This window comes from Cytobacillus praedii (assembly GCF_001439605.1).
GTDB classification, from domain to species: Bacteria; Bacillota; Bacilli; order Bacillales; family Cytobacillaceae; genus Cytobacillus; species Cytobacillus praedii.
In genome coordinates this window covers 115,023-135,951 of record NZ_LMBX01000009.1, presented here as the reverse complement: position 1 = coordinate 135,951, position 20,929 = coordinate 115,023, and the positions used below count along the sequence as shown (strand labels likewise).

Annotated in this window: 24 protein-coding genes; 8 read left to right on the top strand and 16 right to left on the bottom strand. The window is 37.6% G+C overall.

Going from position 1 to position 20,929, the window contains the following annotated elements; all coding sequences use genetic code 11:
* Positions 1–46: 46 nt before the first annotated feature.
* Genes ASU02_RS11940 through argC form a run of 4 tightly spaced genes read right to left on the bottom strand, consistent with a single transcriptional unit; the run spans position 47 to position 4,264 of the window.
* Positions 47–1,204 (bottom strand): acetylornithine transaminase, encoded by a 1,158-nt coding sequence (locus tag ASU02_RS11940; RefSeq protein ID WP_057763831.1) that lies wholly within the window; start codon positions 1,202–1,204, stop codon positions 47–49.
* The gene (argB, locus tag ASU02_RS11935) at positions 1,201–1,974 is read right to left on the bottom strand and encodes an acetylglutamate kinase (RefSeq protein WP_057763829.1); all 774 of its coding nucleotides are present in this window, start codon (positions 1,972–1,974) and stop codon (positions 1,201–1,203) included. The genes ASU02_RS11940 and argB overlap by 4 nt, the downstream gene beginning before the upstream one ends.
* A 12-nt stretch (positions 1,975–1,986) precedes the next feature.
* On the bottom strand, positions 1,987–3,219 hold the full coding sequence (gene argJ / locus ASU02_RS11930) for a bifunctional ornithine acetyltransferase/N-acetylglutamate synthase (RefSeq protein ID WP_057763828.1): 1,233 nt from the start codon (positions 3,217–3,219) through the stop codon (positions 1,987–1,989).
* A 13-nt stretch (positions 3,220–3,232) separates the two neighbouring features.
* Entirely contained in the window at positions 3,233–4,264 is a 1,032-nt protein-coding gene (gene argC, locus ASU02_RS11925) for an N-acetyl-gamma-glutamyl-phosphate reductase (protein WP_057763826.1), read from the bottom strand.
* 191 nt (positions 4,265–4,455) lie between these two features.
* Here argC and ASU02_RS11920 point away from each other — a divergent pair, with 191 nt between their 5' ends.
* Positions 4,456–5,148: a Crp/Fnr family transcriptional regulator gene (locus ASU02_RS11920; RefSeq protein ID WP_057763824.1), complete on the top strand. Its 693-nt coding sequence runs from the start codon at positions 4,456–4,458 to the stop codon at positions 5,146–5,148.
* Positions 5,149–5,191: 43 nt separating this feature from the next.
* On the opposite strand, the gene ASU02_RS11915 is transcribed toward ASU02_RS11920, so the two are convergent.
* The 3 genes from ASU02_RS11915 to ASU02_RS11905 all read right to left on the bottom strand — a co-directional run bounded on the left by ASU02_RS11915 (position 5,192) and on the right by ASU02_RS11905 (position 7,813).
* A complete protein-coding gene (locus ASU02_RS11915) occupies positions 5,192–5,908 on the bottom strand; it encodes a YwiC-like family protein (protein ID WP_057763822.1) in 717 nt (238 codons plus the stop codon).
* 118 nt (positions 5,909–6,026) lie between these two features.
* Entirely contained in the window at positions 6,027–6,554 is a 528-nt protein-coding gene (mobB, locus tag ASU02_RS11910; RefSeq protein ID WP_057763820.1) for a molybdopterin-guanine dinucleotide biosynthesis protein B, read from the bottom strand.
* Entirely contained in the window at positions 6,548–7,813 is a 1,266-nt protein-coding gene (locus ASU02_RS11905) for a molybdopterin molybdotransferase MoeA (protein WP_057763819.1), read from the bottom strand. The genes mobB and ASU02_RS11905 overlap by 7 nt, the downstream gene beginning before the upstream one ends.
* A 395-nt stretch (positions 7,814–8,208) precedes the next feature.
* Between ASU02_RS11905 and ric the strand changes: the two genes are divergently transcribed.
* Positions 8,209–8,907: an iron-sulfur cluster repair di-iron protein gene (gene ric / locus ASU02_RS11900; protein ID WP_057763817.1), complete on the top strand. Its 699-nt coding sequence runs from the start codon at positions 8,209–8,211 to the stop codon at positions 8,905–8,907.
* Positions 8,908–9,233: 326 nt separating this feature from the next.
* Here ric and moaA read toward each other — a convergent pair whose 3' ends face one another.
* The 4 genes from moaA to ASU02_RS11880 all read right to left on the bottom strand — a co-directional run bounded on the left by moaA (position 9,234) and on the right by ASU02_RS11880 (position 13,921).
* Positions 9,234–10,250: a GTP 3',8-cyclase MoaA gene (gene moaA, locus ASU02_RS11895; protein ID WP_057763815.1), complete on the bottom strand. Its 1,017-nt coding sequence runs from the start codon at positions 10,248–10,250 to the stop codon at positions 9,234–9,236.
* A gap of 391 nt (positions 10,251–10,641) precedes the next feature.
* Entirely contained in the window at positions 10,642–11,769 is a 1,128-nt protein-coding gene (locus tag ASU02_RS11890) for a TIGR04053 family radical SAM/SPASM domain-containing protein (protein WP_057763813.1), read from the bottom strand.
* A 243-nt stretch (positions 11,770–12,012) separates the two neighbouring features.
* Positions 12,013–13,302 (bottom strand): methyl-accepting chemotaxis protein, encoded by a 1,290-nt coding sequence (locus ASU02_RS11885; protein ID WP_057763810.1) that lies wholly within the window; start codon positions 13,300–13,302, stop codon positions 12,013–12,015.
* 127 nt (positions 13,303–13,429) lie between these two features.
* Positions 13,430–13,921, bottom strand: coding sequence for a YajQ family cyclic di-GMP-binding protein (locus tag ASU02_RS11880; RefSeq protein WP_057763808.1), 492 nt, complete (start codon positions 13,919–13,921; stop codon positions 13,430–13,432).
* A 141-nt stretch (positions 13,922–14,062) separates the two neighbouring features.
* On the opposite strand from ASU02_RS11880, the gene ASU02_RS11875 reads away from it, so the two are divergent.
* Positions 14,063–14,926: a CvfB family protein gene (locus ASU02_RS11875; RefSeq protein WP_057763806.1), complete on the top strand. Its 864-nt coding sequence runs from the start codon at positions 14,063–14,065 to the stop codon at positions 14,924–14,926.
* Between the two features lie 164 nt (positions 14,927–15,090).
* Here ASU02_RS11875 and ASU02_RS25840 read toward each other — a convergent pair whose 3' ends face one another.
* Positions 15,091–15,222, bottom strand: coding sequence for a DUF3941 domain-containing protein (locus ASU02_RS25840; protein WP_082631775.1), 132 nt, complete (start codon positions 15,220–15,222; stop codon positions 15,091–15,093).
* A gap of 146 nt (positions 15,223–15,368) precedes the next feature.
* Entirely contained in the window at positions 15,369–16,229 is an 861-nt protein-coding gene (locus ASU02_RS11870) for a DegV family protein (RefSeq protein ID WP_057763804.1), read from the bottom strand.
* A 125-nt stretch (positions 16,230–16,354) separates the two neighbouring features.
* On the opposite strand from ASU02_RS11870, the gene ASU02_RS11865 reads away from it, so the two are divergent.
* Positions 16,355–17,185, top strand: coding sequence for a YitT family protein (locus ASU02_RS11865; protein ID WP_057763803.1), 831 nt, complete (start codon positions 16,355–16,357; stop codon positions 17,183–17,185).
* Positions 17,186–17,209: 24 nt separating this feature from the next.
* Positions 17,210–17,629: a hypothetical protein gene (locus ASU02_RS11860; protein ID WP_157684511.1), complete on the top strand. Its 420-nt coding sequence runs from the start codon at positions 17,210–17,212 to the stop codon at positions 17,627–17,629.
* Between the two features lie 25 nt (positions 17,630–17,654).
* Here the strand turns inward: ASU02_RS11860 and ASU02_RS11855 are convergent, their stop codons facing one another.
* The 3 genes from ASU02_RS11855 to ASU02_RS11850 all read right to left on the bottom strand — a co-directional run bounded on the left by ASU02_RS11855 (position 17,655) and on the right by ASU02_RS11850 (position 19,101).
* Entirely contained in the window at positions 17,655–17,840 is a 186-nt protein-coding gene (locus tag ASU02_RS11855) for a DUF3813 domain-containing protein (RefSeq protein WP_057763798.1), read from the bottom strand.
* Between the two features lies 1 nt (position 17,841).
* Positions 17,842–17,994: a hypothetical protein gene (locus ASU02_RS26650; RefSeq protein WP_165571527.1), complete on the bottom strand. Its 153-nt coding sequence runs from the start codon at positions 17,992–17,994 to the stop codon at positions 17,842–17,844.
* Between the two features lie 288 nt (positions 17,995–18,282).
* Positions 18,283–19,101, bottom strand: coding sequence for a Cof-type HAD-IIB family hydrolase (locus tag ASU02_RS11850; protein WP_057763796.1), 819 nt, complete (start codon positions 19,099–19,101; stop codon positions 18,283–18,285).
* A 225-nt stretch (positions 19,102–19,326) separates the two neighbouring features.
* Here ASU02_RS11850 and ASU02_RS11845 point away from each other — a divergent pair, with 225 nt between their 5' ends.
* The 3 genes from ASU02_RS11845 to ASU02_RS11835 all read left to right on the top strand — a co-directional run bounded on the left by ASU02_RS11845 (position 19,327) and on the right by ASU02_RS11835 (position 20,923).
* Positions 19,327–20,094, top strand: coding sequence for an alpha/beta fold hydrolase (locus tag ASU02_RS11845; RefSeq protein WP_057763794.1), 768 nt, complete (start codon positions 19,327–19,329; stop codon positions 20,092–20,094).
* A gap of 176 nt (positions 20,095–20,270) precedes the next feature.
* On the top strand, positions 20,271–20,579 hold the full coding sequence (locus ASU02_RS11840; protein ID WP_057763792.1) for a metal-sulfur cluster assembly factor: 309 nt from the start codon (positions 20,271–20,273) through the stop codon (positions 20,577–20,579).
* A gap of 5 nt (positions 20,580–20,584) precedes the next feature.
* Positions 20,585–20,923, top strand: a complete 339-nt coding sequence (locus ASU02_RS11835) for a DsrE family protein (protein ID WP_057763914.1) — start codon at positions 20,585–20,587, stop codon at positions 20,921–20,923.
* Positions 20,924–20,929: the final 6 nt, after the last annotated feature.

The window sequence follows — 20,929 nt, the reverse complement described above, 5'->3', positions numbered from 1 at the left end:
ATTTATATAAATAAATTTTTATTCATTTTTAAGAAAAAATATCAGCCTATACGGCTGCTGTGGAATACTTTCTTAATACAGATTGCAATATGTGGATTGCTTCATCTATTTCAGTTTTCGTCACCGTTAAAGGCGGCAAAAGCCTTAACACATTCCCTCCTGCAGGAAGTGCCAACAATCCATGATTTCTTAATTCCTGTAACAAAATTGGCAGATCGATCGATGTTTCTAATCCAATCATCATACCTAATTGCCTGCTATTCAATATATCTGGAATTCCCTTGATTTCCTTGCAAATTTGTTCAAACAGGTATGCACTCTTTTCCTCTATTTCCTCTAAAAACTCTGCTTGAAAAATGATCTCCATCGTAGCTGTTGCTGCTGTAATTGCCAAAGGATTGCCGCCAAAAGTTGATCCGTGGCTTCCCGGTCCAAAAAACTGAGCGAGTTCTTTTTTTCCAATTACAGCTCCAATTGGCAGTCCGCTTCCTAATCCTTTTGCAGAAGTAACAATATCAGGTGTTAATTGAAAATGCTGAAAGGCAAATGGTTTCCCTGTCCGTCCAATTCCTGTTTGGATTTCATCAATAATTAATAGCGCCCCATTTTCCTGACAAAGTTGACCAACTTCTTTTAAAAATTCATGCTCTCCGATATGAATGCCGCCTTCTCCTTGAACGACCTCGAGCATCACTGCAGCTGTCTTATCATCCACTTCATTTTTTACTGCCTCAATATCATTAAATGGCAGATATACAAACGTTTCAAGCATCGGTCCATAACCCATTTTAATTTTATCCTGACCAGTTGCTGCCATTGTCGCAAAAGTTCTACCGTGAAATGAGTTTTCAAAGGTAATGATTTTTTTTCTGCCAGTTGCCTTTCTCGCAAGCTTGATAGCTGCTTCATTCGCTTCTGCACCACTATTAGCAAAAAAAACACAATCCATTTTCGCACTATGTGCCAATCGCTTCGCTGCATTCTCTTGCTCTTCCTGAATGAATAAATTGGACACATGCCAAAAGCGATTAAGCTGGCTAGTAATTGCCTCCTGAACAGATGCTGGACGATGACCTAAATTACAAACACCAATGCCTGAAGTAAAGTCCAAGTATCTTTTCCCATCCTTATCGATAATTACGCTTCCATCCGCCTGATCAGGCTCTACTTCCCAGCGGGAATAAGTAGGAAATAAATAACTCATCGTAAGATCCCCTCTTTTGCAATAATTTCTGTTCCAACCCATTTTGATTGGCTAAAAAATACCTCTTTCCCAGACACAATTCTCACACTTTGCAGTCCCTTTTCAATGACATCTACAGCTGAACGAACTTTTGGTATCATTCCTCCTGTTATCAGGCCGGTATGAATATACGATTCTATTTCCTGCTTACTAAGTTGCGGAACAAGCTCACCATTAATGATAATTCCTTGTACATCCGTTACAAAAATACAATGATCAACTTGGAGATTATTTGCAATCGCTGCTGCTGCAAAATCAGCATTAATATTCAGTTTGACTCCACTGGCTGTTGTAGCGATAGGGGTAATAACAGGTGTATACCGACCATTTAGCAGCATGGAAATTACATCTGTTTTTACCTTTATAATATCACCGACAAACCCTAGCTTTTCTTGATCAATAATATTAGCTTGCAAGAAACCGCCATCGCTTCCATTTACGCCAAATGCATTAAATCCGTGAGAAGTCAGCTTTGCTGCAAGGGTACGATTGGTTTTTCCTGCCAAGACCATTTCGACAATCTCCATCGTTTCAGCCGTTGTTTTCCGCAGCCCATTTTCAAACTCCCGCGGGACTTGATAAAGTTCAAGCAGTGCATTTATATCAGGTCCTCCACCATGTACAAACAAAAGATGGTATCCTTCCTTCTCCAACTCTTTTAAACTAGTAAAAAATGAAGGTGATAATTCATCAATGACACTTCCACCGCATTTGATTAAAACTGTTTTCACTCCTCTCCCTCCCTATGTCCGGTAGCTTGCATTGATTTTCACATAATCATAGGATAAGTCACAGCCCCAGGCTTTTCCGGTTCCATTGCCATTATGGAGATCAACGAGGATTTGTATCATATTATTCCGCAAATAGGCAGATGCATCTTCTTCAGAAAACGATTGTGGCTCACTATTTTTCAACATCGTGATTGCTCCAATTGCAATATCCACTGTATCTGGATTTACCTTTGCTTCACTTTGCCCAATTGCACCGATAATTCTTCCCCAGTTCGCATCTTCCCCATAAATGGCAGTTTTCACCAGATTAGATCCGACAATTTGCTTTGCTGCTATTCTTGCCTCATCATCATTTATTGCTCCATTCACTTGTACTTCAATTAATTTCGTTGCTCCCTCGCCGTCCTTAGCTATTTGCATCGCAAGACTTTCACAGCATTTCGTAAGTAATTGGACAAAATGATCCCAGTCTGCATGCTCTGGAGTTAATGAATTCGTTCCACTTTCCCCATTAGCCAATACAAGAACCATATCATTCGTCGATGTGTCCCCATCCACCGTAATCTGATTAAAGGTTGTATTTGTTATTTGCTTTAGTGCCATCTGAAGATAATGACTCTCAATCTTTGCATCTGTCGTAACAAAAGCAAGCATTGTTGCCATATTTGGATGAATCATTCCTGATCCTTTAGCTGCTCCACCCATATAAACGGTTTTTCCTTCTATTTCTGTGGAATAACAACAGCTTTTCATAACTAGGTCTGTTGTTAAAATAGCAGTTTGAAAATCTTCAGCCTGCTCATTTCCTTTTCCAGGTACAAGCGATTGGATGCCCAGTTGAATTTTTTCCATTGGCAGAAATTCTCCGATTACACCTGTTGAAGCAACCGCCACTTGATGTGCTTGAAGTTGAAAATGCTCAGCTGTCCATTGTCTCATTTGATAGGCATCACGCAAACCTTGTTCGCCTGTACAGGCATTTGCACATGCACTATTCACAACTACAGCCTGAAGCTTTTGTTCTTCTGCGATACTTTGCTGTGTGACCTTAAGCGGTGCAGCTTGAAACTGGCTCGTTGTATAAACAGCAGCACAATCAGCAGGTACATCGCTTATTATCACTCCAATATCCTTCTTCGAGTATCTTAGCCCAGCATGTACCCCGCAAGCACGATACCCATTTGGTGTTGTAATACTCCCTCCAGCAATTTCTTTAATCGCTTGAGAGTGTGATAAAGTATACATGAATTCTTCCCCCTTATGGATACATCGGAACAAAATCAAGTCCCGTCATTACATCAAAACCGCTCATTAAATTTGCATTTTGAACAGCTTGCCCAGCTGCCCCCTTCATCAAATTGTCAATGACTGAAACAATAGTCAGCCTTCCAGTTCTATTGTCAGCATGCAGACCAATATCACAATAATTAGAACCGGCTACTTCTTTAATTGATGGGAAGGTATTTTCCGGCCGAATACGGATAAAAGGATGCTGATGATAGATTTCACTATATAATTCTAGCAATTGAGTCGTTCTCATCTCATTTTTTAATTGAACATAAGCTGTTGTCATAATCCCTCTTGTAATCGGCAAAAGATGTGTAGTGAAAGTAACTGGCTGAATGCTATTATTCCATTGGAGAAGCTGCTGCTCAATTTCCGGTGTATGCTGATGCTGATTTACCTTATACACTCTGAGGTTCTCATTCGCTTCAGACATACTTGTATTCCTTGATAGTGACTTCCCTGCACCCGAAACGCCTGACTTCGCATCAATTACAATACTAGCTGGATCAATTAAATCTTCCTTTACAACTGGGGCTAGACTTAAAAGTGATGCGGTCGGATAACAGCCAGGATTGGCAATAAAATTTGAGTTTTTTATCAATTCCATATTCCATTCGGATAGCCCATAAACCGCTTTTGATAGTAAGCTTTCATGAACAGGCTCGTGCTTATACCAGGCTTTATAATCACTAGAAGGCAAACGTAAATCCCCTGACAGATCAATTACTTTGATGTCCTTGTCAACAAATTCACTTGCTAGTTGCCCGGAAATACCTGATGGAGTAGCAAGAAAGACAATCTCTGACTGATCGGCTATTTGTTCAGAATTAATTGGTTCTAATTTTTTATCTAGTAAACGATAGAGATGTGGATATTCCTCCCAGATAGGGATTTCATCTTTCGTTGAGTGGATGGATTGAATTTGGAATGTAGGATGCTGATGTAAAATTCGCAGCAACTCAACTCCTCCGAATCCAGTTGTTCCAATGATTGAGACTTTCATGGCTTTCCCCTTCACCTTTTGTATATTTACTCATTTGGATAAATATTTATAAATTTTATATTTCCCTTATTATAGAAACTTAAGAATAGAAAATCAACTGTTTTTTCTTGAAGTTTTTAATCTTTGCAATATAATAGTAGTATTATCTTATATACAATGGACCATTGCATTACCGAAAGAGGAGGTAATACATGCAATCAAATATTGAAATTGCCGAAAAGCTCAATGTATTATTACAAGCCTCACATTATAACAAAAAAGTGGAAAAAGGGTCCTTTCTATACCAAGAAGGAATGACTGCAAATGAACTTTTCATCGTTCAAAGCGGGTTAATTCAAATAAGTAAGATTGTACCCGATGGGCGTGAGCTTACATTAAGAATGTGTGGGGAAGGCGATTTGATCGGGGAATTATCACTTTTCTGCCCATCGCCAAAATACATGCTGAATGCAAAAGTTATTGAGAGTGGAGTTGTAGCAATCATTAATAAGGAGGAGCTTGAAGAAAAGCTCAATCAAGATCATTCACTTGCGCTTGAATTAATGAAGTGGATTAGCCTCCAATATCGAAAATCACAAACTAAATTTCGAGATCTTGTTCTCCACGGAAAAAAAGGCGCACTATACTCTACCTTAATCCGCCTTACAAATAGCTATGGAATTGAAACCGAGAATGGAATTATGATTAATACCCCTTTAACGAACCAAGAACTTGCCAACTTTTGCGGAACTTCACGAGAAGTTGTCAACAGAATGTTAGGCGAACTTCGCAAGATTGAAGTCCTTTCAATTGAAAAAGGGATGATCACCATTCATGATCTATCCTATTTAAAAAACTCCATTGATTGTGAGAGTTGCCCTGTTAATATTTGTAATATAGAATAACAAAAGCTGCATCTCCATTTGTTGAGATGCAGCTTTTCTATAGTTAAGCAACAACAATGACCATAATGATGAAGAAGAAGAGAGAATTAATGATTTCTAGAATCCCTAAATTTTTCATTGTCATCCCTTTGCCATAAAAGACAAATGCTCTGATCAAACTTGGAATGAAAGCAATGGCAATTAGCCACTCCCCTAATAGACACCAAATGAATGGAACAGCCAAATGAAATCCCCATGAAAGCCATTTAAATGTTGGATTTTTCTTCTCTCGTATCATTGTTTTCACAAAAAAAGTACAGCCAGTGAAAAATAAAATGGATGTAATAAATACCTTGATTGCTAATGAACTAATTTCCGCGTTCGGCAAGTAGCTGCTCGCCAACCCAGCAATTGCAAATACACAAATCGCACTAATATCATTCGTAAATGCCCTTTCGCGGTTTTTCGATGAAAAATAGGCATTTAAAATAAAAAATGGAATCATAATTAACCCAAATATAATAATCGAGGGCTGTACAAACAGCGGGATTAACAGCAATAAAATTGCCGGAACAAAATAAATGATTGTCCACTTCGTATAGTATTGTATTTTTTTCTTTTTAAATAATAGAAGCATAGGATATGTAGCTAAATATAAAAATAGCCAGCCTATAAAAAAGGCAATATGTGACCATAGAAATTCAGAAGCAGCAACCCCGAGCCAAAACGGGATAATTAACATTGCCCATGCACCATGCTGTTTTGGTAAACAAATCTTCATGATTATCCCCCCTTATAGCATGTTACTTCTACTATATCTAAACTTTTAAGGGAATAAAGTGAAAATCATCACAGAAAAAACCGTCAAATTGTGACGGTTTTTCGACAAATATCAACATCTATTTCAACTCATTAATCTGATAATTGTATATCCATTCATAACCTAAGTGATCGTTTATATGGAAAAAAGGAACTGATTGTAGGCAGCTTTCCCGTTCCAAGCATTCTTCATTCCAAAAAAATACAGCTTGAATATTCTTTAATTTCGACAAATGGGTAAGATCCTCTGCATTCCTTACTAAAATTATTTTTGGAAAATCTTCGTGTTTGTGGCCTTCAATAAGAATGATATCTGTTCGTAAAATTTCAAGAATTTTAATTTGCTCACGTAATGACCAGCTGTTTTTTTCTGCTTGAAGAAGTATCCTTCCATCCCCTTCAATTAAGGATGCGTGAGCACCTGATGAAATATGCTGGCTGGAATCTTTCCCTTCCACTATTTCTGGCTTCCCTCCGTGCCCATGATGCTTAATGGTAGCCACGGTAATATTTTCAGCGGCAAGACGCACAATGAGCTTTTTAACAACCGTCGTTTTGCCGCTGTTTTGAAAACCAACAATCTGAAGTATACTTGGCTTCTTTACCATGGCCACTCACTGCCATCAAAGTCCTCAAGCAATAATACTTCTACTTCAGAACCTGCCTCATAGCCTCTAGTCCCTCCAGGCAATATCATTAATGAATTTGCCCCCGCAAGGCTCATAACGATATTCGATTTATCAAGTCCGCTTGGTGAAGCGATCAGTTTTCCATCTGAAACAGTTACAGCACTTCTAACAAACCGAGTGAAAGGGTTAGCTTTTAGAAAATCAACATCAAGAATAGCTTTTTCTTTACGAAGATGCGGCTTCTCAGCAAACAGCATTCTCCTAATGATGGGTCTTGTAAATAATTCAAACCCCACGTAGCATGCAGATGGGTTTCCTGAGAGACCAAATAAAAGTTTCCCTTCAAATTGCGCTACAGTTGTTACACTCCCTGGGCGCATCGCTACTTTATTAAATAACACTTCTGCTTTCATTTTTTCATAGATAGCTGGCAAATAATCAAAATCACCAACGGAAACACCGCCAGTAGTTATGAGCATATCTACTTTCCCAAGTGCACTTTTTACTGCCTCATAGCAAGTTTCAAATTCATCAGGAAGCTGCCCAAAGTAATGAACATCTGCACCGGCACGTTCTATTTGAGCTGCGATCATATAAGAGTTGCTGTTTCTTATTTTTCCTGGCTCTAATGCGTCGTGTACATCCAGCAGTTCTGTACCTGTTGCATATAATCCTACAATTGGCCTTTTTGCTACGGGTACTTGTGCGTAGCCAAAGGTAGCAAGGATTGCTTGTATCCCCGGATTTATCTTTGTACCTTTTTTAATTAGCACATCCCCTTCTCTTGCATCTTCACCTTTAAACGAGACGTTGTCACCCGGTTTGTATGCACGTTTAATAGACATATAGTTCTTGCCATCTTTTTCGAATGCTTTTGCCAGCTCAAGCATAACAACAGCATCACATTCTTCGGGCATTTGTGCACCTGTCATAATTCTAACCGCTTGAAACGCACTGACTGTCTTCGCTGTTACCATTCCTGCACCGATATGATCAATGACTTCAAATTCCACCGGATTTGTTTGGGATGCATCCTTTGTATCGATTGTTCTAACGGCAAAGCCATCATATGGAGCACGGTCAAAATGTGGAACATCGCTTGTCGCTCTTAAATCCTCTGATAAATATCTCCCGAAGCTTTCTTGTATCGAGACATTTTCTGTTTGTCCGCTCCATTCGTGGTTCATAATCCTTTTAACTGCCTCTCCAACCGGGATGGGTGTTCTTCTCTCTAGCATTCCTATCAGCTCCTCAAAAGAAATACGCTTATCTATCCTTATATTATATATGTAGAGCATTGTATTCAACATGACAAACCTCACAAACCCGTTACACTCTGTTCTTTAATAGACTTAATAAAAGTTGTCAGTTGATGTTCATACGATGATTACAGCAGAAGTCACGAGATTCCTGCTCCAAGGAGGAGTACATGAAGCCCCCAACAAGAGCGCAAGCATCCAGCATATCTAATCAACCGCCTGACCCGCGAAAGCAATTGCCTATTGTGTAAATCACAGCAAAATTTCTTTCAAAAAAAATAAGAAGTGTGATACGGGTCACCTGATCAAAGTTTATTTTCCGTTATGCTTAGTATGAAATAAAGAAATGAACTATTAAGGAGGAAATTTCTATAATGACAATGACTTTTACTGAAACCACATTAGTTAAGGATATTGTGAATGTGCAACCAAAAACAAGCGATGTTTTTAAACGCTATCGTATAGATTTCTGCTGTGGCGGGAACATTCCACTAAGTAAAGCTGCTGCGGACCTTTCAGTAGATATGGACAAGCTGATGTCTGATCTGCATGAGGTTTATATAAAAGAAGAAAATAATAAAGACGATATGGCTGTTTGGACAAATAGCAGTTCTGAGGAAATCATCAAACATATTAGTGAACATTATCATGCGACAACACTGGATGAGCTTGCACAATTAAGTCCATATGTCACAAAAGTATCCAAAGTTCACGGTGACAGCCATCCAGAACTATTAAAGGTTTATGAATTATTCTATGAATTTAAAAAAGAAATGATTGAACACACAGCCAAAGAAGAAGAAGTAGTCTTCCCAATGCTAAAAAAATTAGAGGATCCGACACTCGAAAATCGCCATGAAATTGTTAATTATATTACTGAGCTTGAAAAAGAGCATGATCATGTGGGAGAAATATTAAGACAGCTACGAGAGATTACATCAGATTATGAGCTTCCCCTTGATGCATGCGGAACATACACGCTAGTATACAAGCGTCTTGAAGCACTTGAGGGCTTTACATTCATGCATGTTCACTTAGAGAATAATATTTTATTCCCAAGATATTTAGGATAATATATTTTTCATAAAGAACAACGCAAGCGTCTTTGCCATCGACGTACAAACCGGAAGGCCCATTCTTTCGATAAAGGAGACACAATGAATGGAACGAATTGAAGTCGGCTTACCCGTAGGGAGTGGACCTGAAGTTTGATAGGCGATAGGCGCTGGAGTTAGACAATTCTCTATCTCCAAAGTTAATCTTACTTATCTTCAAGAAATCTTGTGTGGCACACGTGCAAATTCAAAGAAAATTGCCGAATGCTTCACAAGAACTTTTCAGCACAACGTAAAAACATGGACAAAAATATCCCCCTGTTTTAAGTAACAGGGGGATATTTTTATCCGCCGATATAAGACATTTCGATTTTTTTTCTTGTTTTTGCACTTTGTTCCGTCCGCTCATCAGAGTAGCGATCCTTTCTTCCACCCCAAATAGCTGTAATGCGATTGGTTATCTCTTCATCAGTCACATCTTTTCTCATAAATTCTTTGATGTCATGCCCTTCGCCATTAAATAAGCATGTAAAGATTTGGCCATTTGCTGAAAGCCTTGACCGAGTACAGCTTGAGCAGAAGGATTCAGAAACAGATGGAATAAATCCAACATCAACATTTGTGCCTTCATATCGATATCGTTTGGCTACTTCACCAAAATAAGCAGGATCTACTGGTTCCAAAAGATAATGTTCTTTTAGCAATTCATAGATTTCCTTTTTCGTCACCACATCATCCATTTTCCAGCCATTTGTGCTGCCAACATCCATATATTCAATAAAACGAAGCTGTAGGCCTTGCTCCTTACAAAACTTTGCCATCGGAACAATTTCTGAATCGTTTAATCCCTTTTTCACAACCATATTGATTTTTACACCAAGACCCGCATCCTGTGCTGCTTTAATCCCTTCAAGAATAACGTCAACTCCGACTCCCCTGCCATTAATCTTTCCAAAAAGCTCACTATTAAGTGTATCCAAGCTGACATTCACACGCAAAAGACCAGCTTCTTTTAACTCCTTTGCAAACTTTGGCAGCAATACCCCGTTTGTTGTTAATCCGATATCCTTTAACCCTTCAATATCTGCAAGTTTCTTTACTAATGTTGGTAAGTCTTTTCTTAGTAAAGGTTCGCCACCAGTCAGGCGGATTTTTTCTACACCCAGACTGACGAATATTTTTGCCAGACGTTCAATTTCTTCATAAGTTAGTAATTCACTTTTCGGTAAAAAAGCAAAATCAGGGCCAAACTTCTCAGCAGGCATACAATAAGTACAACGAAAATTACAGCGGTCTATCACTGAAATTCGTAAATCTCTTAACGGTCTATTTAATTGATCTTTAATAATTGTTTTCTCCATTTTATCAACTCCTAATTAAGAGTGATCTCTTTAATAACTATTCTATCATACGTTCCTATAGGAAACTGTACCCAATCTCACATTAACAATCAGATTCAAACGGATGGAATGTATATATAATACCCATTACACCATATAACTACCTATATGTTAATAACATATTGAAAATGTCATGATGTTGTCATTATTCTCATTGTATTAAAGGTATCATTTATTTATAAGATTAAAGAAAGTGCAGCCTTAGAGCAAGACTGCACTTTCTGGAATACAATTAATTATTTAAATTCTAGCAGTTTTCACATACATTGTTGCTATTAAAACATAGTGAGCAGGGTTTGCTTACTCTCCAGTCAGCCGATTAACAGCAATCTAATTGTACATAGCCATTCTTTTAATTTGTTGCTGCTTTCTTTCTTAATGCCTTAGGAATATAGACACAGAAAGGTTCGCTTTCCATATAATCTTCAGTCATTGCATATGCACGTGATCTCGAACCTCCACATACATATCTAAATTCACAAACTCCGCATTTCCCTTTATATTTATCAGGATTTCGCAAATCTTTAAAGATAGGAGATTCCCGGTAAATTTCTCCAAGCGATTGTTCCCTAACATTTCCTGCTTTGACAGGCAGTAAACCGCTTGGATAAACATCACCTACATGGGAAATGAAGACGAAGCCATTCCCATCATTCACTCCTTTTGGCGCTCTGCCAAGCCCGTCAATTGAGCCGGTTAAGCCTTGCTGTGTCAATGCATCTAAATATTGTATTTCATCTCTTTGATCTTTTGCCTCGCGCATTTTTTGCTGGATAACAACACGGCGATAATGCTGAGCAGCAGTTGTTTTAATGTCGAATGGCACCCGTTTGCTTAACTCATACAGCCAAGTAAATACTTTTTCATGTTCAACAGGGGAAATCATATCAGATTCTTGTCCTCTTCCTGTCGGCACAAGGAAAAAAACACTCCAAAGCACACATTTCAATCCTTCGACAACCTTAGCCATCTCATCTAAATAATCAATATTATATCTGGAGATAACTGTATTGATTTGGATTGGTATTTCAAGTTCATGTAAATATTTAATTCGTTCCATTGTTAAGTCAAATGAACCTGCCGTTCCTCGAAAGTGATCATGAACCTCTGCGTTAGGACCATCTAAACTAAATGCCCAGCGAGACAAGCCAACTTCCTTCGCCTTTTCAATTGCCTCTTTTGTTACATTAGGGGTCGCACTTGGCGTCATTGAAACGCGGACACCTTTCTTGACAGCATATTCTGCAATGTCAAAGACATCCTCTCTCATTAGTGGATCCCCGCCTGTAAATACAAGCATTGGATTATTCATTTCATGAATTTGATCAATTAATATTTTTCCCTCTTCAAATGATAATTCACGAGGGTCTCTTCTATATTGAGCTTCTGCACGGCAATGTAAACATTTCAGCTGGCATGCTCTCGTTAATTCCCATATAACGATAAATGGGTCCTGGTTAAAATCACGATTAAAAGGCATATAAAAATCCTCCTTCAACACCCTTATTAATATCCTTGTCATAAGAAAATGTCGGATTTTTTTATCATTAGGACATCTTTATATTCAAATTATAGAGGATGATACCAAATTAATAAGTGAAGAATCTCACATTAACAAAATAATAATAGAAGAGAATCGTTCTTTTCGATCAAATTTCTTGGCTCCATATAAAAAATACACTGGATTGATTAGAATTCAGTGTATTTTCACCAATAATATCGCTTATGAAGTTTTGAAAATATGTGTAAGTTTTTGAAGATCCTCTGCTACTTCTGCTAGTTCCTTTGTAGAACTTGCCACTTCATCAATAGAAGCAAGCTGTTCCTGGGAAGCCGCTGAAACACTCATTGAATTTTGGCTATTTAGGTTTGCTATAGAACTGACTGCTGAAACTGCTGCAGTTACTTCCCCCGCACTTCCAGAAATCATTTTCCCGCCATTTAGGATTTTCTCCATTTGACCATTCATCTCAGCCATCGATTGAGAGATTCGATGGAAAATCTCTTTTGTTTCATTGGTCATAATAATTCCTTCTTGAACATCTTCTATTACATGCTTCATCGTCGCAACGGAATCACCCGTTTGCTTTTGAATCTCATTTACAAGCTCTGCAATCTGCTGAGCTGATTCGTTTGACTGCTCTGCAAGCTTTCGGACCTCTTCAGCTACCACAGCAAAGCCTTTTCCGGCTTCTCCAGCACGTGCTGCCTCGATTGCAGCATTTAGTGCCAATAAATTCGTTTGATTCGCAATATCCGTAATAACCGTCAAAAATTGACCAATTTCTTTTGTTTGTTCCTGAAGCTTTTGTATAGAATAATCTGACTGGCTAACAGAATTTTGAATAAGATCCATTTGTTTTACTGTTCTATCAACTGTATTTTCCCCTTCTTCAGCAACAGAAGTATTTATTCTGGATTGGTTGCTTATGATTTCAGTATTACGAGAAATATCATCAATCTCAATACTTACTACATTCATAGCAGCTGCGATTTTTTCCATCCCATTCGTTTGTTCCTCAGATCCGGCAGCTACTCCTTGGATCGCAGCGGAAATTTGTTCAGAAACTAAAGCCGTATTCTCTGAGTTTGCAGACAATTGATCTACTGAAACAGTTATCCTGTCTGACGTATCATTTAATTTCTTTACAACCGTTTTGAGATGATCTGCCATTTGCATAAAGCCAACTGACAGCTGACTAATTTCATCATCCACCCGTCTAGAAAAATCAACCTCAACATTTAAGTCGCCTTGTGCTACTTTTTTCGTTGCTTCTAGTAACGTCTGAAGCGGCTTAATTATGATCCATCGGGTAAATATCGCAACAATTATTGTCGCAATTAAGAGATTTATTATCGTGTTAATATAAATACCAAAACTTTTATGTACATCAACTAGATCCATTACATAAGCATTTAACTTTGAAGAAAGCGGTGTACTAATAATTGAAGCAATCACGATTACTGCAATCATCTTTAAACGAATACTTCTAAATTTAATTTTATCTAGCATAAAAGATCCTCTCCTAATGCATTCATTGGTGCGTCTTATCTAGATAATTATACCTACAGGACCGATGAAACGCCACTATAAAGTCATAGAAAAAAAGCAGCCCTATATAGGGCTGCTTTCCTACTAATTATCGATAATTCACAAATTGAACATCAACAGTCAAGTCAGCTTCCTTCACTGCAGCAATAATCTTTTGCAGGTCATCACGGTTTTTGCCTGTCACACGGACTTGATCATCCTGTACTTGGCTTTTGACCTTTAACCCACTGTTTTTAATTAGTAAGTTGATTTTCTTGGCATTTTCTTTATCAATTCCTTGAGCAATTTTGGCTCTTTGACGGACAGTACCCCCTGATGCCCCTTCTAGCTTGCCATAATCCAAATTTTTAACAGGGATTCCTCTTTTAATCATTTTACTAAAAAGGACATCCTTTAGCTGATCCAACTTAAATTCATCGTCGGAAATTAATACAAGTTCTTCCTTATCAAGTGAGATCGTACTCTTACTGCCTTTGAAGTCGTAGCGTGTTTGAATTTCCTTCATGGCAATATTAATCGCATTTGTTACTTCTGAAAAATCAACTTTGGATACAATATCAAATGAACTTTCTTTCGACATAGCTGCCTCCTTAAAAACTCCCCTCTTACTAAAGAGGTTTCACTTTGTTCCTTAATTATAGTAAAATATAGCAGTTCATACAACTTACGGAGAAACTTTTGAAACTTTTAATATATGCGAGAAAACAAAGGAGCGTTATCAATGGCAATTAGAGATTATATTGGACAAACTGTAAATTTAAAGGTAGAAAGGCTTGCTGAATTTGGCTACTTTTTATCAAATGGTGATGAAGATGTTCTTCTGCACAAAAACGATACCGACATGGAATTAGAAGAAGGCCAGGAAGTTGAGGTTTTTCTTTACACAGATTCAAGAGGAAGAGCTGCAGCTACAACGACCATCCCAGAGATTACAACGAAAGACTACGGCTGGGCGCAGGTTAGTGATGTTAAGCCTGGAATCGGCATATTTATTAACATCGGTATAAAGAAAGATATGCTGCTTGGCGAAGAGGATCTTCCCGTTCATGAATCCGTCTGGCCGCAAGTAGGAGATTTGCTATACATTACTTTAAGAGTCAATCGGAATGAACGGATCTATGTGAAATTAGCAACAGATCCAATCATTGATGGGATCGCAGTGAAAGCCACCAGACAAGACTTTAACAAGAATATTCACGGACATATTTATCGGACAGCAAAAGTTGGTAGCTGGATCTATACGGCCGAAGGATTTAAAGGATTTATTCACGAATCACAAAGGAAGACAGAGCCGCGTCTTGGTGAAAAAGTAGAAGGCAGAATTATTGATGTGAAAGAGGATGGCACGATCAATGTATCATTGACACCAAGAAAGCAAGAGGCACTTGACCAGGATTCTGAAGTCATTATGAATTATTTGGGTTCACGTAACGGAGCTATGCCTTATGGAGATAAAAGCACGCCAGAGGATATACAGGAACGCTTTCAATTGAGCAAAGCTTCATTTAAACGTGCACTTGGGCGTTTAATGAAGGAAGGAAGGATATATCAAGAAGAGGGCTGGACTTATAGCAAAGAGAAATAGGTAAGCTCCAGCACCTTGGTCATCGCCATACAAACTAAAGAAGCTCTTTCCTTTCAGTATAGAAATATGCTTAGTGGTACGAACAATTATCAAATTTCAAATTTTAAAAATTTAATTTATTCTTTTGAAAAAAAGAGCAAGCGGTCTAACCGCTTGCTCTTTTTTTATAGATGATCTGTCTTTTTAGAGTACTGATTTTTTCCTGCTTTTCGATTCTTTTCCTTCATCATATTTTTTTCATGACGAAAGGCATTATTATCCTGCGCTTTTTTATCGTTATCAGAGGTTTGGGGCATAATTTAAATACTCCTTCCTTTTCAATCAAAATTTCAGCTGCTTAAAAGCTGTTTCATTTCTATTGTCTGTAAAATGAAAAGGAGTATGTAAGATTAAATGTGGGAAATTAAGAAAAAGCAATCGATAATCGATTGCTTAAGAATAATTATGATTGCACTTTATTAAGGAAAAATATAGCGATTGTTCCTGATCCAGTATGCGAGCCAATAGCAGAGCCAATGGAAGAAATAAAAAACTCTTTTGGATGAAATTCCTCAGCGATAAGTTCTTTCATTTCTAATGCTGTTTCTTCATCATCAGCATGACTTATGCCAATTATTTGTTGATCTATTGATTCGCCTCTTTCTCTCATAATTTCAACGATACGGCGAAGAAGCTTCTTTTTCCCCCGGTGTTTCTCGATCGGGACAAGCTTTCCATCTTCAACATTTAACAATGGCTTGATATTCAAAAGACCGCCTAGAAAGGCAGATGCTTTCGATACACGGCCGCCTTTTGCCAGATAATCTAGATCGTGGACTGTAAATAAATGTTCCATATGCTGACAGCGAAATTCAATATCCTGTAAAATATCTTCTTTTGATAAATTTTCTTTAGCTAGTCTTGCCGCTTCCTTAACAATCAGACCAAAGCCTAGTGATGCACATTTTGTATCAATGATTGTTAACTTAAAATCTGGAAAAGTTTCCTTTACCTGATCAAGCATCATGACAGCTGTTTGATACGTCCCTGATAATTCGGAAGAAAATGCAATATAAATCCCATCTTCACCATTCTCAGCCATTTTTGTAAATGTTTCCTCAAATATTTGAGGAGATACTTGAGACGTTTTAGGAACCTTTCCCTCTCGAATGGCTTGATAGACTGTTTTCGAATCAATTGTTAATAGGTCTACATATTCAGTATCATCTAAATGAACTTTCAGCGGCAAAAGCGTAACATTATTTTCTTCATAAAAGCTTAGCGGCAGATCACTTGCACTGTCTGTCAATATTTTCACTGACATCCTAATTCACCTGCTTTCCATACAATATATATTCTTTAAGTGTATATAAATAATAAAAAAAAGACAATGAAAATTACTCGGAAGTTGAGATAATTGCCTGCCATATAACCTAGGGGGGGTCTAAATTGATTTGGATTGAAACTAAAAAGATCTTAGTTGTGCTTGTTGGTGCCTTATTAGGGGCTATTTCTATGAATTTCTTTCTCATCCCAGCAAATATTTATGCTAGCGGGTTTACTGGAGTAGCTCAACTCTTATCCAGTGTTCTTGGTGGACATATTTCAACTGGCATCCTCCTCTTTCTTTTAAATATTCCCGTTACGATTCTCGGCTGGAGGAAGGTAGGAAGGACATTTACACTTTATAGTTTTATTAGTGTATTTTCCATGTCATTATTCTTAGAAGTAATCCCTGTTAAGCATTTTTCTCAAGATATTTTATTAAATGCGGTTTTTGGCGGAGTCATCGCTGCTGTGGGGGTTGGTATGACTTTAAAATGGGGAGCTTCAACTGGTGGAATGGATATCATTGCCATGGTTCTGTCTCGAATGAAAGACAAGCCTATCGGGACTTACTTCTTCACATTGAATTCCATCATCATTATTACTGCTGGCGCTCTTTATGGATGGGAAAAAGCATTGTACACAATTGTAACCTTGTATGCCTCAACAAGGGTAATTGATGCAATTCATACAAGACACGTAAAGGTTACCGCAATGATTATTACAAAAAAATCTGAGGAAATGAAAAAAATGATTTATGAAAGACTCGTTCGGGGTATAACAACAGTACCAGCAAAAGGTGCTTTTTCAAATGAAAGCAAGGAAATGATGATCATTGTTATCACCAGATATGAATTATTTGAGCTCGAAAGAATAATTAAAGAAGTGGATCCACAAGCTTTTACTAATATTGTTCAGACAGTTGGGATTTTGGGATTTTTCCGAAAGGATTAAAACGTTTGGAGGGGTATTATGCGAATGCTGTTCGTTTTTTTTGCACTCAGTTTCATGCAAGTACATTCGATAAACTTAGTAGATAGTCAGGAGTTCTTTCCATATGCAAATGATTCCATTAAAAATGATGTCTTTAGAAATGTTGAAGCATCAGAAAATAACGGAGTATACGAAGCAACAGGAGAAATCCGCTCAAATAACAGTGAATTCTACTATATTGCTGAAGATGGACATAATGAACTAATTACAGAAACAAAGCAAAAAGTTATGAACCCTGGCCACTCGAAATGGTCTAAATTCTCGTTTAAACTTACTCTCCAAAAAGAAATGATTCCTGAAAACGGAACGGTTACTCTTTATTTATTTGTAAAAAATAACGAGGGAAAGAAGCTCCAGATTTATCCCTTAGTCTTACATGCAAATCCATATAATGAGAAAAGCTGACACATCATATGTCAGCTTCCCTTCGTTATTTTAATTCATCCAGCTCGTTTTGCATCTCACTAAGCTGGGCTTGCTCTGCCCGCGTTGCATTTGCAAATGCTGAACTCAAAGCATTTTGGGCACTAATGATCCGCTGCTGCTGATCGACTGGCTCAACACTTTTTGTTTGTTCAACCAATCGTCTAGCTTCTTGAAACAGCCTATTGCCCATTTTATATTCCCCCAAGAGAAGATTCTTTCACATTCTTTAACTTTTCAGCTTCAGCCTCAGCATATGTCATGTGATACGGGATACGTTCAGCGTGCTTAGTAACAGAATCTACTCCTTGTTGTACAAAGCGCCTCGATTTCGTACGTCTACCCAATCGAATCCCCTCCAAATGAAGAAATGTTGAAACAGCTAGCGCTGCTTCGTTTTATAGTATGTGCAATGTCTTCTCGTTTAAAAAGGGAATCATTTAACCGTTTTGAGAAAAAACGGCAGAAATAGAAATACGTAAGCTTCTTCGGAATAATCACAATGAAGATTGTTCCTGCAAGGATTATTCATAGTAGCTGTCAGTAATGCTCACCCACGACAAGCACAAGCATCGAGAGGTAGGCGGTAGAGCTAGACAATTCCCTACCCCAATAGACGTTTTCTATATTATCAATTAGAACACCTTTAAATTTAATAACTCATTTAAATATATGCCAACACCATCTTCTTCATTTGTTAGTGTAGATTCATTTGCAGTTGTTTTTACTAAGTCGATGGCGTTTCCCATTGCTACACCAAAGCCCGCATAATCCAGCATTTCAAGATCATTGTCCTCATCTCCAAAGGCAATAATTCTTTCTGAAGGAATTTGGAAATAATCTGCAGCTCTCTTAAGTCCCACTGCTTTATTCAATCCAGTCTTTACAATCTCAATCACATGAAAGGGTGCAGCCCAGCTGCGGTGGTCAATCACCTCTGCATGGACGGCAGAAAGATGGTCACGGATTGTTTTCACATGTTCTTCATCTGTGTGAATAAGCATGCTTGTTGGTGATGCCTTTAAAAAATTACGAATATCTCCAGTTGTAATGTTTGGATTCCCTAAGCTAAAAATATCAAGCAGTTTCTCATCATGATAATGGATATATACATCATCAATGACCTCTGCAATGATATTGTGAAATTGAAAGGAACTGCATGCCTCAACAATATCTTTCGCAGTATTCACTTCCAGCGGTGAATGATAGATGCCCCAGTTAGGGTCTTTTGGATGGTGAACAAATGCACCATTGAAATTAACAATTGGTGTATCCAGATTCATTTCTCTATAATACATTTCACTGGACCTGAACGGTCTGCCAGTTGCAATCATAACGATATGACCATGTTCGCGAGCTTTTTGAATGACTTCTTTTGTCTTTTTTGAAATGGTTTTATCATTCTTTAATAGGGTTCCATCTAAATCTAATGCAATTAAATGTTTTTCAGCCATAATATAAACACCTGCTTTGTACGATTTTTTCTATTCTAAGTGTAAAGGTTTGGGAAAAAAAAAGTCTACATGGTACACTTATGAATGACGAAAATATTAAAAGTAAAAATAACTTTTTCTATAAACACTATGTTAACAAATATATTTTAATTTTGTTACTAAATATACTTTTTCCACTTACTTTTACATAATTTATAGATTTGCTTTACATTAGGAGGCCTAAAATTGATCAGTATTGAAAATAAAATAATTAAGGATATCCCTATATTACACGTAGCAGATCAGCAAAAATGGGACCAGGAGCTTCCACTCATCCTATTTGTACATGGATTTACGAGTATATATGAAAAGAATCTACATTACGCTTACCTGCTAGCGAAAAAGGGATTCCGCGTTATTCTGCCTGAAGCTCTTTATCATGGAGAAAGAAATGAAGGATTGTCTGGGCATAATTTAAATTTTCGTTTTTGGGATATTGTGCTGCAGACAATTGAAGAAATTGACATCATAAAAACTTGGTTTGAAAAGGAAAGGCTGATTGATCCTTCTCGGATTGGACTTGCAGGTACGTCGATGGGCGGAATAGTCACACTAGGAGCACTCACAAAATACCCATGGATAAAAGCAGCTGTAAGCTTAATGGGCATGCCCTATTATGAAAAATTCGCGCAATGGCAATTAGATGAAATGCAAAAAAATGGATTACATATCCCGATAGATGATAATGAGATCCATCATTTAATGGGCAACCTAAGAGAACTTGATTTAAGCATGCAGACAAATAAATTACAGAATCGCCCTTTACTTTTTTGGCATGGAAGAAAAGACCCTGTTGTCCCATTTGACTATACATATCATTTTTTCGAAACTATTCAACAACTGTATAAGCAAGAACCAGAAAAACTGAAATTTATTATTGATGAAAAAGCAGGTCATAATGTCAGCAATGAAGGTGTAGCACAAACCGTTAAATGGTTTGAGAAGTTTGTATAAAGTTCAACTAATCGGAGATTAACCGGCTGCTGATCCCCCACTTATTTTTTGTTCCCTCAGTTCTTGAAGTGGGGGTCATACAGCATGTTAATCTGCGATAAAGCAACTTGTTTTCATTATTGCTAATTATTTTGTTATGATAACAATAAACATAGAAAAAAAGGAGATGTTTACGAATGGATCAGGAATTAAAAGATAGCATTATGAGTGCTCTTGAGCTTGTGGTCGATCCTGAAATTGGCATTGATATTGTCAATCTTGGGTTAGTTTATGATGTGAAAATGGATGAAGAAGGAAAGACAACCATTGATATGACTTTAACTTCCATGGGCTGTCCGCTTGCAGGGACGATTGTAGATAACGTAAAAAGCGCATTATCTGATATTCCAGAAGTGAAGGAAACAGAGGTTAACATTGTTTGGAATCCTCCATGGTCAAAGGATAAAATGTCTAGATATGCAAAGATTGCTTTAGGTATTAGGTAAGCATGATGAAAAATAAGGTGATTCTTGTTAGTTCAGATCAGCTTGGCAATGGGGATAAAGAACTGGGTGAAAACGTACTTGAAACCTTTTTTACGTTACTTAAACAAAGAGAGGATCTGCCTGCGGCCATTTTTTGCATGAACCGTGGAGTATTTACTTTAACAGACTCCTCCTTTGTTTCAGTCCATCTTAAAGAACTTGAAGAAAAAGGTGTCGAAGTGCTCGCATGCAAAACTTGTGTAGATTATTACGAAGTGGAAGAAAAGCTTGTCGCAGGAAAAATCAGCGGGATGCCGTATTTCATTGATCTTGCATCGAAATATGAAGTACTTACTATCTCATAATATGCA